General features: G+C 69.8%; 13 protein-coding genes. 3 read left to right on the forward strand and 10 right to left on the reverse strand.

The window, feature by feature from the left end; genetic code table 11:
- Positions 1-9: 9 nt before the first annotated feature.
- The 3 genes from WI697_RS11005 to WI697_RS11015 all read right to left on the reverse strand — a co-directional run bounded on the left by WI697_RS11005 (position 10) and on the right by WI697_RS11015 (position 1,991).
- Positions 10-591 (reverse strand): DUF1190 domain-containing protein, encoded by a 582-nt coding sequence (locus WI697_RS11005; protein WP_062763641.1) that lies wholly within the window; start codon positions 589-591, stop codon positions 10-12.
- A gap of 77 nt (positions 592-668) precedes the next feature.
- Complete coding sequence (locus WI697_RS11010; RefSeq protein WP_296716027.1) at positions 669-1,091, reverse strand: DUF350 domain-containing protein; 423 nt, start codon at positions 1,089-1,091, stop codon at positions 669-671.
- 144 nt (positions 1,092-1,235) lie between these two features.
- Positions 1,236-1,991 carry an SDR family NAD(P)-dependent oxidoreductase gene (locus WI697_RS11015; protein WP_298652329.1) on the reverse strand — a complete coding sequence of 252 codons (756 nt, stop codon included), beginning with the start codon at positions 1,989-1,991 and terminating at the stop codon, positions 1,236-1,238.
- 164 nt (positions 1,992-2,155) lie between these two features.
- Between WI697_RS11015 and WI697_RS11020 the strand changes: the two genes are divergently transcribed.
- Positions 2,156-2,656, forward strand: coding sequence for an SAM-dependent methyltransferase (locus WI697_RS11020; RefSeq protein WP_062763639.1), 501 nt, complete (start codon positions 2,156-2,158; stop codon positions 2,654-2,656).
- A gap of 15 nt (positions 2,657-2,671) precedes the next feature.
- On the opposite strand, the gene WI697_RS11025 is transcribed toward WI697_RS11020, so the two are convergent.
- From WI697_RS11025 to WI697_RS11050, 6 genes are all read right to left on the reverse strand, one after another.
- Complete coding sequence (locus tag WI697_RS11025; protein WP_345958485.1) at positions 2,672-3,805, reverse strand: M48 family metallopeptidase; 1,134 nt, start codon at positions 3,803-3,805, stop codon at positions 2,672-2,674.
- Between the two features lie 4 nt (positions 3,806-3,809).
- The gene (locus WI697_RS11030; protein WP_345958486.1) at positions 3,810-4,391 is read right to left on the reverse strand and encodes a LemA family protein; all 582 of its coding nucleotides are present in this window, start codon (positions 4,389-4,391) and stop codon (positions 3,810-3,812) included.
- 120 nt (positions 4,392-4,511) lie between these two features.
- Entirely contained in the window at positions 4,512-5,003 is a 492-nt protein-coding gene (locus WI697_RS11035; protein ID WP_345958487.1) for a CreA family protein, read from the reverse strand.
- Between the two features lie 88 nt (positions 5,004-5,091).
- Positions 5,092-5,865, reverse strand: a complete 774-nt coding sequence (locus WI697_RS11040; protein WP_345958488.1) for a glucose 1-dehydrogenase — start codon at positions 5,863-5,865, stop codon at positions 5,092-5,094.
- Positions 5,862-6,848, reverse strand: a complete 987-nt coding sequence (locus tag WI697_RS11045) for a glutathione S-transferase family protein (RefSeq protein ID WP_345958489.1) — start codon at positions 6,846-6,848, stop codon at positions 5,862-5,864. The genes WI697_RS11040 and WI697_RS11045 overlap by 4 nt, the downstream gene beginning before the upstream one ends.
- A complete protein-coding gene (locus WI697_RS11050; protein ID WP_345958490.1) occupies positions 6,845-8,422 on the reverse strand; it encodes a class I adenylate-forming enzyme family protein in 1,578 nt (525 codons plus the stop codon). The genes WI697_RS11045 and WI697_RS11050 overlap by 4 nt, the downstream gene beginning before the upstream one ends.
- A gap of 264 nt (positions 8,423-8,686) precedes the next feature.
- On the opposite strand from WI697_RS11050, the gene WI697_RS11055 reads away from it, so the two are divergent.
- The gene (locus tag WI697_RS11055) at positions 8,687-9,331 is read left to right on the forward strand and encodes a TetR/AcrR family transcriptional regulator (protein ID WP_062763632.1); all 645 of its coding nucleotides are present in this window, start codon (positions 8,687-8,689) and stop codon (positions 9,329-9,331) included.
- A gap of 4 nt (positions 9,332-9,335) precedes the next feature.
- On the opposite strand, the gene WI697_RS11060 is transcribed toward WI697_RS11055, so the two are convergent.
- Entirely contained in the window at positions 9,336-10,262 is a 927-nt protein-coding gene (locus tag WI697_RS11060) for a LysR family transcriptional regulator (RefSeq protein ID WP_062763631.1), read from the reverse strand.
- 159 nt (positions 10,263-10,421) lie between these two features.
- On the opposite strand from WI697_RS11060, the gene WI697_RS11065 reads away from it, so the two are divergent.
- Positions 10,422-11,468 (forward strand): aldo/keto reductase, encoded by a 1,047-nt coding sequence (locus WI697_RS11065; RefSeq protein ID WP_345958491.1) that lies wholly within the window; start codon positions 10,422-10,424, stop codon positions 11,466-11,468.
- Positions 11,469-11,498: the final 30 nt, after the last annotated feature.

Genomic DNA, 11,498 nt, shown 5'->3' on the forward strand with positions numbered 1-11,498 from the left:
ATGTCTCCGTCAGCCGCCGAAGGAATAGCCGCGGGCACCGGTCGCGCCGAAGCCGCCCGAACGCCGGGCGGGCGACACCGTACCCGCAGGCTTCACCGGATTGCTGACCGTGCTGCGCGCGACATTGGCCGAGCCCGCCCAGTTGGTCGGCCGGCCGTTGCGGAACACGTTCTCGCGCCGGGTCTGCCCGAAGCGGTCGGCGCCGCTGTACATGTAGCCGTTGCGGTCGACATAGACCGGGCGGCCGTGAAAGCCTCCGCCGCCGCCCATCATCCGGCCGAGCATGAAGCCCGCGAAGGCGGGCATGAAGAAGCTGCCGCCGGACGAGGCCTGCTGCTGGGGCACCGGCTGGCAGCCATCGGCGCCGAAATCCTCTTCACAGGCGGCCAGGCTGTCGAAACGCGGCGCGGTCGCGATATGGGCCTCGCGGGCCTCGGCTTCGGCAGCGGCGCAGTCGGCGGCGGTCATCTCGGCGCTGCAGGCCTCGCTGGTGCCGTAGATCTTCACCTGTTCGGTGTCTTCGCCACAACCGGCGAGGGTGAGGGCGGTACCGGCGATGAGCAGGGTGGTCACGGCGCGGGAGCGACGCATCGGGGAGCAACCTCGTGCGTTGGGGGAGGATGAGCGAGAGATGGGGATCGTCGGGCCCTGAAACGAGGGCTTCAGGTTCAATAGGTCAGCGCCCCGGCGTTCACCAGCCCGGTTGCGACCGACACACCGCCCAGCAGAATGCCATAGCCGATGCGGTCCTCTTCGATGCCGGCCGACAGATCGCCCAGCAGCCGGGCGACGATCAGATAGACCACCAGCTGGCTGATGCAGGCGATGGCGCCCCAAAGCGCCATGTCGAGGATCGAAACCGCCCCCGCCGCCACGGTGTTGAGCGCGATGGCCAGGCCGATGATCGTGCCGGAGAGCGAGATGGCCGCCGCCCGGTTGCCGGCGCGGATCAGCCGGATCTCGCGATAGGGCGTGATCGCCTGATAGATCGCGGTGAAGACGGCGATCAGCGCCGCCATGGTGCCGAGGAAGCCCAGATAATCGGGCAGGGCGGCCAGGGTGTAGTCGAAGAACATATCGGTCGGCTGCATCGGCGCGTCCTTTTGCGGCCGGCCGGCGGGATCATGACCGCCGGCCCGTCGGGGGGCACCATAGCGCGGCTGCGGGGGTGGGACAATCGGGAGGGGGCCGGAGGGTATGGGAGACGGGGGAGACGGGGGCCGGGCCCCTCGCCGTCAGACGTGCTGCCCGCCATTGATGTGGATTTCGGCGCCGTTGATGTAGGACGCGTCTGGCGAGCACAGGAACATGATCGTGCGGGCGACTTCCTTGGGGTCGCCCAGGCGCTGCATCGGGATCTGGGTGCGGACGATGTCTTCGGTGCCGGGGGAGAGGATCGAGGTGTCGATCTCGCCCGGGGCGATCGCGTTCACCCGCACGCCGAAGCGGCCGAAATCGAAGGCCTGTTCGCGGGTCAGCGTGGCCAGGGCGGCCTTGGAGCAGGCATAGGCGACGCCCGCGAAGGGGTGCACGCGCGAGCCGGCGATCGAGGTGACGTTGACGATGGTGCCGCCGGTGGCCTTCAGTTCCGGCAGCAGGTTGCGTGAGAGCAGTGCCGCCGAGAACAGGTTGACGTTGAACACCGCCGCCCAGGTGGCGTAGTCGGTATCGGCCACGCCCATACGCGCGCCACCCGGCCGCTTGGGCGAGATGGCGGCGTTGTTGACCAGCGCGTTCAGCCCGCCGCCGCCCAGGCGGCGGCGTACCTCGGCCGCGATCGCCTCGAAGGCCTCGGGGTCGGCCAGGTCGCCCTGGATGTGGTTTTCCCGCCCGCCCGGCCAGGGGCATTCGGGATCGAAGGGCGCGCGCGAGAGGGTGAGCACCCGCCAGCCATGCTGGTAGAACAGTTTCACCGTGGCGTGACCGATGCCCCGGCTGGCGCCGGTCAGCAGCATGGTCTTGCGGGTGGCGGGCGATTCCTGGTCCTGCATCTCAAACCTGCCGCTGTTTCGACGTCCGGAACCGGACCCTGGGGGGCTTTCGCCAGATGGGGCGGAAGCCCGGTGATTCAACCCGTGCCGCCGATGCTTTGCAATCGAGAACCATCCGCGCATGATCGGACGGTATTCATCCCGCGACCGGAGGCCCGTGCCCCATGGAGATCGATCTGCGCCCGTTGGAAGAGACGGTGACCGCCCCGGCGCCCGATGATGCCGGGCTGGTGTTCATCGGCCGGATCCGCACCCCCTGGACCGGCCGGGGGCAGTGTCCGCGCCAGGGCCGGGCGGGGGAGGGGCCCCTCTGCCGGGTGGAGATCGATCCGCTCTGGGCGCCGGCGCTGGCAGGGCTGGGGGATTTCGCACGGCTGGAACTGCTCTACTGGCTCGACCGGGCACGGCGGGATCTGGTGGTGCAGAACCCCGGCCATAGCGGCGCGACGCGGGGCACCTTCTCGATCCGCTCCCCCAACCGCCCCAACCCGATCGGCACCGCCGAGGTGACGCTGGAGGGGCGGGAGGGCTGCACGCTGCTGGTCCGCGGCCTGGACTGCCTGGACGGCACGCCGCTGCTGGACGTCAAGCCGGCCCGCCGCCAGCTGGCGGAGATCGACGAGACCGGGACGAGCGGCGGTCCGCGGCATTGTGTGAAGGGCTGATGGCGAGGCTGCGGCTCAGCCCATCGCGCGGATCCGCGCGATCCGGTCGTCGATGGAGGGATGGGTGGAGAACAGCCCGGCCCGGCGGCGCCGGCGGCCGCTTTCGCCCGGCCCGTCGAGCGGGTTGACGATCCAGAGTGCCTCGAGCGCCCGGGCGGAGGTCGGGGCATCGCGGCCGGTTGCGGCGGCCGCTTCGTCGAGCCGCATCAGCGCCCCGATCATCGCCTTGGGATTGCGGGTGAGCTTCACCGCCGTGGCATCGGCCAGATATTCGCGCTGCCGCGACAGCGCGAACTGCATCGCCTGGGCCGCGAAGGGGGCGAGGATGGCGACCACCATCAGCAGCAGGGCCACCAGCGCGAGGGCGTTGCCGCCATTGCGGTCGCTGCCGCGGCGGGAGCCGCCGCCGAAATAGGCCATGTTGCGGGCCATCGCCGCCACGATGACGATCAGCCCGACCATCACCGAGACCACGACCATGTAGCGGCTGTCGCCATTGGCGAGATGGCCGGTTTCATGCGCCACCACCGCCTGCAGTTCGTCGCGGCTGAGCCGGTTCATAAGCCCGCGGGTGACCGCGATCGTGCCCTTTTCGGGCCGGAGCCCGGCGGCGAAGGCATTGGGCATGTCGGTTTCGATCACCATCACCCGCGGCTTGGGCAGGCCGGCGGCGATGGCCATTTCCTCGACGACGTTGTGCAGCCGGCGATCGGCGATCGGGTCGGCCTCGCGGGCGCCGGCGATGCCGAGCGCCATGCGATCACCGGTGGTGAGCGCCAGCGTGGACCAGAGCCCGCCGGCCACCGCCATCACCGCCGCCCCCACCGCGCCACCGCCCGAGAGCAGCATCGCGGGCAGGCCGGCACCTTCGGGCACATAGGGCGGGGCCACCCACCAGCCGACCAGATAGCCGAGCGCCATGCCGAACAAAGTGAGCCCCAGGCAGATCGCCAGGCTTTTGCGGCGGTTGGCGCGGATGGCGCCGGTGAAATCGGTGCGGTCGATCCGGATGCCCTCGACCGGCTCCGGCCGGTCCTCGGCCTCGCGGATCGGGTCCGGCGCCGTCTCCTGCCCCGTCTCCCAGGGGCCCCGGCGCGCCCAGGGGGAGGCCTGCCTCTGCCAGGGCCGCCAGCCTTTGCCGCGGGCCATGGGATCAGCGCAGCGACACGGTCGGCACCGCCGTCTCGGCGGCATCGACCTGGAAGAATTCCTCGGTCCGGAAGCCGAACATGCCGGCGATCAGGTTCGAGGGGAACATCTGCACCCGGTCGTTATAGGACTGGATGCTGTCGTTATAGTGCTGGCGGGCGAAGGCGATGCGGTTTTCGGTGGAGCGCAGCTCTTCGGTCAGCTCCGACACATGGGTGCCCGAGCGGATTTCGGGATAGGCCTCGACCACGGCGAGCAGCCGGCCGAGCCCGGCGCCCAGTTCGCGTTCCGCCGCCAGCGCCTGGGCCCGATCGGCGGCACTGCCGCCCCGTTCCGCCCGCTGGGTTGCTGCGACCGCCTTGCCGCGCGCGGCGACCACGGCTTCCAGGGTCTCGCGCTCGAAGGCCATGGCGTCACGCACCGCGGCGACCAGGTTCGGCACCAGATCATGCCGGCGCTTCAACTGCACCGAGATCTGGGCAAAGGCATTGCGCACCCCGTTCCGCCGCCCGACCAGGCCGTTATAGGTGGCGATGGCATAAAGCGCCACCAGCACCACGATGCCGAGGATGATCCAGATTTCCATCCGCCTGCGCCTTCTCTCGTCTGCGCCAGAACCGCCGCCCAGACTATGCCGCCGCGCGGCGCCGGGCAATTGCCGCGGGTGGATGACACATGATGATCATGCCGCAGCCGGCGCGCTGCCTCATTTCTCCGGCCACGGCATGATCGGCACGGTGGAGATGGCGTTCTTGGGCGAGCCGTCGACCAGTTCGTCGGAATAGGTCAGGTAGACCAGGGTGTTGTTGGGCTCGTCGTAGAAGCGGACGACCTGGAGGCGCTTGAACAGCCAGGAGCGGCTTTCGCGGAAGACGTCTTCGCCCTCTTTCAGCTTTTCGCGGATGGTGATCGGGCCGACCTGGCGGCAGGCGATCGAGGCGTCGGAGGTGTCTTCGGCCAGGCCCACGGCGCCCTTCAGCCCGCCGGTCTTGGCGCGGCTGACATGGCAGACCACGCCGTCGACCTTGGGGTCGCGGAAGCTGTCGATGCAGATCTTGTTGTTGGGGCCGATCAGCTTGAAGGTGGTGCTGACGCAGCCGACTTCTTCGGCCTTGGCCGGCGCCGGCGCGAGGGCCAGCGTGGCGCCGATCAGGCAGACGGCGCCGGCGAGGCCGGCGAGGAGCAGCGAGCGGGACATGGGGATGCGGGCCTTCCGGAGGAGGGGCGGGACGTTCCCGATCCTGCCTTGAACCTCCCCCTCTGGTCCAGGCCCCCGCCTCCCGGGGCTATTGCGCGGTCCAGCCGCCGTCGATGACGAGCGCCGTGCCGGTGGCATAGGACGACCGGTCCGAGGCCAGGAACACCACCGCATCGGCGATCTCGCGCGGCTCGCCCAGCCGCCGCATCGGCGTGACCGCCGTCATCCGCCGGTCGAAGCGGTCGCCGCCCAGCGTGTCGGCGATCTGCCCGGTCATCGGCGTGCGGACATAGCCGGGATGGACCGAATTCACCCGGATCGCATAGCCCAGATGCGCGCATTCCAGCGCCGCGCATTTGGTCAGCATGTGTACCCCGGCCTTGCTGGCATTATAGGCGCCGGTGATCGGCATGCCGATCATGGCGGCGACGGACGAGATGTTGACCATGGCGCCACCCCGATCCTTCATCGCCCGGATGCCGTGCTTCACCCCCAGGAACACGCCGTCCAGATTGACCGTCATCACCCGCCGCCATTCGGCCAGGCTGGTGTCTTCCAGCCGGCAGAGTTCGGGCAGCACGCCGGCATTGTTGACCAGCACGGTCATCGGGCCGAACCGGTCGGCCACGGCCGCCGTCGCCGCTTCCCAACCGGCTTCGTCGGTCACGTCCTGGGGCAGGGCGGCCACCCGGCCCGGATGGTCTTCGGCCAGCTCTGCCGCCAGACGGTCGAGCCGGGCGGCGTCGAGATCGGTGAGCATCACCTGCGCACCCTCGTCGAGCATGGCGCGGGCGGTGGCGGCACCGATGCCCGAGGCGGCACCGGTGAGCAGAACGATCTTGCCGTCGAGCAGGGTGGTCACCGGCAGGCTTCCTCTCCGACAGGGTCTTCCAGGGCGGTTGCGAGGGTATGGCCGCCATGCCCGGCGGGGCGGAGCACATAGCCCTGGCGGGGCAGATGCACCATCACCTCGCCGACGGCGGGATGGATGCGGCGCAGGCTGATCCGGCCGGCATCGGCGCGGATCAGCTCGCCGGTCACCGGCTCGGTCACATAGCCTTCGGGCCGCACCTCGACCAGGCTGCCCGGCGCCGGCGCCGCCCCGTCGGCCGAGGCGAGCAGCGGATCCGGATAGGCGGCGGCGGCGGCATCCAGCGCCTGTTCGGCCGTGAACGGGCTTTCGCGGCCATGGCCGAGGGCGGCCACCCGCCCCATCCAGGCGCGGATGGCGGGGTAGAGGTCGAGCGCTGTGCCGCAGCGGATCGGCAGGGCGTCGAGGAACCAGAGGCCGTGATAGACCGCAAGATCGGCCAGACCCGGCCGCTTGCCGCCCAGCAGGAAAGCCCGGCCGTCGCCCAGCATCTGGTCCACCCGGCGGATTTCGCCCAGCGCCTGGCCCAGGCTGTCGCGTGCCACCTGCTGCAGCCGGGCCAGCGACGGCTCGGGCTTGCCGCGCAGCGCCGCCCGGTCGGCATTCAGCCCGGGCTCGGTGCGTTCGGCATTGACCCCGCTGATATAGCGGGCGAGCGGCCAGAACAGGTCGCGCTCCGCCCAGGCCTCCACCACCCCGGCCAGGCCCTGTTCGGCCAGGCTGGCGAACAGCGGCGGCGTCGGAAAACGGCGCTCCAGCTCGCGGGCGATCAGCCGGGTGTCGCAATAGATGTCGGCGCCGATCTGCATCACGGGCGTGAAGCGATAGCCGCCGGTCAGCGGCATCAGCCTGGGCTTGGGATTGATCGCCGGCACGATCACCGACCGCCAGTCCAGCCCCTTCAGCCCGAAGATCAGCCGGATCTTTTCGGAAAAGGGCGAATAGTCGTAATGGTGCAGGATGATCGTGCTCATGCGGCACTCTCCCCGACGACGTCGCGGGCGACGGGGGGCGCGGTTTCGGCCTGAAGCTGCGCCTCCAGCGTCTTGCGCTGGACCTTGCCGCTGGTGCTGCGCGGGAAGTCGTCGCGCGAGGCGACGAAACGGATCTCGCGCGGGCATTTATAGGTGGCGAGCCCCGCCCGGCACCAGGCGGTCAGCTCGGCCGCCGTCACCGGGGGGGCCTCGTCCGCCAGGGCCACGAAGGCGACCGGAACCTCGCCCCAGCGCTCGTCGGGGCGGCGCACGACCACCGCCTCGCCCACGGCGGGATGGGTCATCAGCACCCGCTCGATCTCGACCGGATAGATGTTCTCGGCCCCCGATTTGATCATGTATTTGGCGCGGTCGACGAAATCGAGCCGGCCGTCGGGGCGCTCCACGAACATGTCGCCCATATGGAACCAGCCGCCGCGGAAGTCTTTGGCATTCGTCGCGGCCGCATTCCAGTAGCCGCTGAAGACCGAGGGGCCGCGCACGGCGATCTCGCCCGCCGTGCCCGGGGGCACGTCGCGGTCGTCCTGGTCGACCAGCCGCCAGAGATGCAGGCTGTTCGGGGCCTTGGCGAGGTCGGCCGGCGCTTCGCCCGGTGCGAAGCGGGTGCCGGCGGCCGGCAGCATGCCGGTTTCGGTGGAGCCGAAACTGTTCCAGTAGGGCGCTTCCAGCACGCCCGAAATCTCGGCGATCAGCGCCGGAGGTACCAGATCGGCCAGTGCACCCACCATCTCGATCCGCGCCGGTCGCCAGTCGGGCCGGGCGGCCCGGCGGCTGCGGATCTCGGCCGCCACCCGTTCGATCATGCCCGGGATCAGCACCAGCCACCAATGCGGCCCGGTCTCGACCAGATCGACCAGCCGCGGGATGTCGGCCCCATCGACCACCACCACCCGGCCGCCGGTCATCAGCACATGCATCGCATGCTCGATCGAGACCATGTGGAACATCGGCGCCCAGGCGATGAACATATGCTCGGGCCTGAGCCCGAGTTCCCGCCGGCTGAGGGTGAACCGCGCCATCTCGGCCCGGGCGCTGATCATGGCGCCCTTGGGCAGGCCGGTGGTGCCGCTGGTGTAAAGGATCAGCAGCCCGTCTTCCTGACGGGCTTCGGCCTCGGCTTCGGCGCCGGGGATCGGGCCCGGCTCTTCGGCGCTGAGCGCCGCCTCCCAGTCGGGGCCGAACACCAGCGGGTCGAGGCCGAGCCGGCGCGCGGTGTCGCGGAACCGGGGCGAGGCGATCACTAGCCGCGGGGCCACCAGATGGACGCAATGGCTGAGTTCACCATCCGACAACCGCCAGTTGAGGGCCGCAAGGATGATACCGGTGCGCGCGGCGGCGAAGGCCAGCACCACATAATCCAGCCGGTTTTCCGCCAGCACCGCCATGCGGTCGCCGCGGCCCAGCCCGCGCGCCGTCAGCAGACGGGCGGTGCGGTTCACCCGCGCATCCAGCCCGGCATAGTCCAGCACCAGGCCCTCGCCCTCGATCGCCGGCCGGTCGGGAAAGCGCGCCGCGATCTCCGCCAGATGCCCGCCGGGTGTGCCGGGCAGCACCTCATGCGTTTTCGCTCCGGCATCCCGGATTGCCTGTGATATATCAAGATCGTCTACAGGTTGGGTCTCGGGACGCGGGTCGATGGTCATCTGGGCTCTCCGTCCGGCGGGGGCGACCGGGATGGTCGATACGGGTGCGGACGTCATTCACCCGATGATGGCCCCTTTAAGAAATGAGTATGGACTCATTGCTTATCCACTGGCAAGTGCGTGCATGGCGGTGCATGCTCGCAGAAGGATATGTCCGGACCGGAGCCCCCAGCCTTGGCCTATCGACAGACACCCGAGACCCGCCGCCGCCTTGCCGAGCGGCGGATGATGATCCTGAAGGCGACCCGCGAGCTGATCGCCGAGGTCGGTTTCCGGGGTGTGCGCAGCCGGCTGGTGGCCGAGAAGGCCGGGATATCGGAAGGCACGATCTACCGCTATTTCCCGACCATGACCGCGCTTTATGCCGAGGTCTTCCGGACGGCGGCCTTGCGCGAACTGGCCGCCTCGGTCGAGGCGGCGGACCGGCCGGGCCCGCATGGCGAGCGGCTGGCGGCTGCCGTGCAGGTGCATGTCGAACGGGCGCTGCGCCGGCCGCGTCTGGCCCATGCCCTGCTGGCCGAGCCGGTCTCACCCGAAATCGAGGCGGTGCGCCTGGACTGCCGCCACCGCTTCCATCTGCTGTTTTCCGAGATCCTGCAGGACGGTATCGCCGCGGGTGAATTCATCCCCTTCGACACCGAGCTTGCCGCCGCCTGCATCACCGGTGCGCTGGACGAGGCGATCATCTGGCCCTTCGCCAAGGTGGCGGACGATGCGCGCGACAAGCCGGTGCTGGTCGATTTCATGGTCGGGTTCTGCATGGCTGGGCTCGATCGGTTCCGGACGGCGGGGGCCGGGGGGTTACGCCGCCCCGCCTGACCGGTCAGCCGCCGCTGCGGCGCAGCTGCCGCTGGCAGGCCTCCACGAAGGCGCGAAGCTTTGGGTCGCCGCGGCTGGCCCGGGGATAGCACAGGAACAGGGCGTCGCGGGCGGGCATGAAGGCATCCAGCACCGTCTCCAGCCGTCCGGCGGCAAGATCGTCCGCCAGCATCAGCTCCGACCCGTAGACCAGCCCCAGCCCCTGCAGGGCGAAGGTGCGGACCAGCTTCGTGTCGTTGGTGACGATGTCCCCCGGCGGGTCGACCGACAGCGCCTGGGCGGTGCCGTCGGGGCCGGGGCGTTCGAATTCCCAGCGATAGATCCGCCGGCTGCGGGCCAGGCGGAAGCGGATGCAGTCGTGGCGGGCGATGTCTTCCGGCACCTCGGGCCGGCCGCGGCGGGCCAGATAGTCGGGGGAGGCCGCCACCAGCCAGCGGAAGGGGCGCGAGACCCTGACCGCGATCATGTCGCGGTCGATGAATTCGCCGATCGCGATATGGGCGTCGTAGCGCCCGGCGATCTGGTCTTCCAGCCCGTCATCGATGGTGATGTCGACGGTGACCCCGGGGCAGGCGGCGCGGAAGGCCGGGATCAGCGGGTGGATCACCGTTTCCACCGCCATCCGGTGGGCGAGCAGGCGAAGCGTGCCCGAGGGTTCGGCCGTCATCCGGCGCAGACCGTCGATGGTGCCGGTGATGGCGTCGGCCGCGGGGCCCAGCCGCCCGAGCAGGGTTTCCCCCGCCTCGGTGAGCGAAATCCGCCGGGTGGTGCGATGGAAGAGCGGCAGGCCCAGCCGCCGTTCCAGCCCCTGAAGCGCCTGGCTGACCGCCCCCGGCGTGACGCCCAGCTCGGCCGCGGCACCGCGGATGCTGCCGCGCCGGGCGATGGCCAGAAATTCATGCAGCCCGTCGAAAGGGTCGCCGTTCGCCATGGATGCAGGGTCCGGATCGCAGGAGCAGGGGTGACGGATCGCACCGCCATTGTTCAGCCATACTATACACGGCGTGACCGATCCGGGCGGTTATCCGACAGGGCGCGCCGTGCCATATCGGGCCTTGTCGACAACGACAGCGATCGAATGGGGAAAGCGATGCGCTACAACACCCTTGGCGGCACGGGCCTGCTCGTGTCGGAACTCTGCCTCGGCACCATGACCTTCGGCGGCCGCGGCGGCTTCTGGACCCAGATCGGCAGGCTCGATCAGGCGGGCGCGGATGCGATCCTTGCCCGGGCGCTGGATCGGGGCGTCAATTTCATCGACACCGCCGATGTCTATTCGGGCGGACTTTCGGAAGAGATCACCGGCGCCGCCATGCGCAATTCCGGCCGGCCGCGCACCGACATGGTGCTGGCGACCAAGGTTCTGGGGCAGGTGGGCGACGGGCCCAATGACCGCGGCGCCTCTCGCGGGCATATCATGGATGCGGTCAAGGCCAGCCTGCGCCGGCTGGGTACCGACTATATCGACCTCTACCAGATCCACGGCGTGGATCCGGTGACGCCGATCGAAGAGACGGTGCGGGCGCTCGACGATCTTGTCCGCCAGGGTCATGTGCGCTATGTCGGCGTGTCCAACTGGTCCGCCTGGCGGATCATGAAGGCGCTGGGCATCGCCGATCGGGGCGGTTTCAGCCGCTTCGCCACGCTTCAGGCCTATTACACCATCGCCGGGCGCGATCTCGAACGCGAGCTGGTGCCGCTGATCGAGGCCGAAAAGCTGGGTCTGATGGTGTGGAGCCCGCTGGCGGGCGGCCTCTTGTCGGGCAAGTACGACCGTGACGGCAATGGCCCCGAGGGGTCGCGCCGGGCGACGTTCGATTTCCCGCCGGTGAACCGCGACCGTGCTTTCGACTGCATCGACGTGATGCGCGAGATCGCGGCGGCGCGGGGCGTGTCGGTGGCGCGGATCGCGCTCGCCTGGCTGCTGCATCAGCGGTCGGTGATGTCGGTGATCATCGGTGCCAATACGGTGGAGCAGCTGGACGACAACCTGGCCGCGACCGAGGTCGAGCTGTCGACCGAGGATCTGGCGCGGCTGGATGCGGTGAGTGCGCTTCCGCCCGAATATCCGGGCTGGATGCTGGAACGCCAGGGGGCCGGACGCGCGGCTTCCCGGCGGCGGGGAGACGATCGGTGAGCGAGGCTGCGGCCACCTCTGAACCATCCG

Origin of the sequence: Tistrella mobilis, from assembly GCF_039634785.1 — a bacterium.
In the GTDB taxonomy this organism is placed as follows: Bacteria; Pseudomonadota; Alphaproteobacteria; order Tistrellales; family Tistrellaceae; genus Tistrella; species Tistrella mobilis.

Excerpts from the sequence above, each read along its gene's own strand:
- WI697_RS11005 (WP_062763641.1), bottom strand. The coding sequence starts at position 591 with ATGCGTCGCTCCCGCGCCGTGACCACCCTGCTCATCGCCGGTACCGCC.
- WI697_RS11010 (WP_296716027.1), bottom strand. The coding sequence starts at position 1,091 with ATGCAGCCGACCGATATGTTCTTCGACTACACCCTGGCCGCCCTGCCC.
- WI697_RS11015 (WP_298652329.1), bottom strand. The coding sequence starts at position 1,991 with ATGCAGGACCAGGAATCGCCCGCCACCCGCAAGACCATGCTGCTGACC.
- WI697_RS11020 (WP_062763639.1), top strand. The coding sequence starts at position 2,156 with ATGGAGATCGATCTGCGCCCGTTGGAAGAGACGGTGACCGCCCCGGCG.
- WI697_RS11025 (WP_345958485.1), bottom strand. The coding sequence starts at position 3,805 with ATGGCCCGCGGCAAAGGCTGGCGGCCCTGGCAGAGGCAGGCCTCCCCC.
- WI697_RS11030 (WP_345958486.1), bottom strand. The coding sequence starts at position 4,391 with ATGGAAATCTGGATCATCCTCGGCATCGTGGTGCTGGTGGCGCTTTAT.
- WI697_RS11035 (WP_345958487.1), bottom strand. The coding sequence starts at position 5,003 with ATGTCCCGCTCGCTGCTCCTCGCCGGCCTCGCCGGCGCCGTCTGCCTG.
- WI697_RS11045 (WP_345958489.1), bottom strand. The coding sequence starts at position 6,848 with ATGAGCACGATCATCCTGCACCATTACGACTATTCGCCCTTTTCCGAA.
- WI697_RS11060 (WP_062763631.1), bottom strand. The coding sequence starts at position 10,262 with ATGGCGAACGGCGACCCTTTCGACGGGCTGCATGAATTTCTGGCCATC.
- WI697_RS11065 (WP_345958491.1), top strand. The coding sequence starts at position 10,422 with ATGCGCTACAACACCCTTGGCGGCACGGGCCTGCTCGTGTCGGAACTC.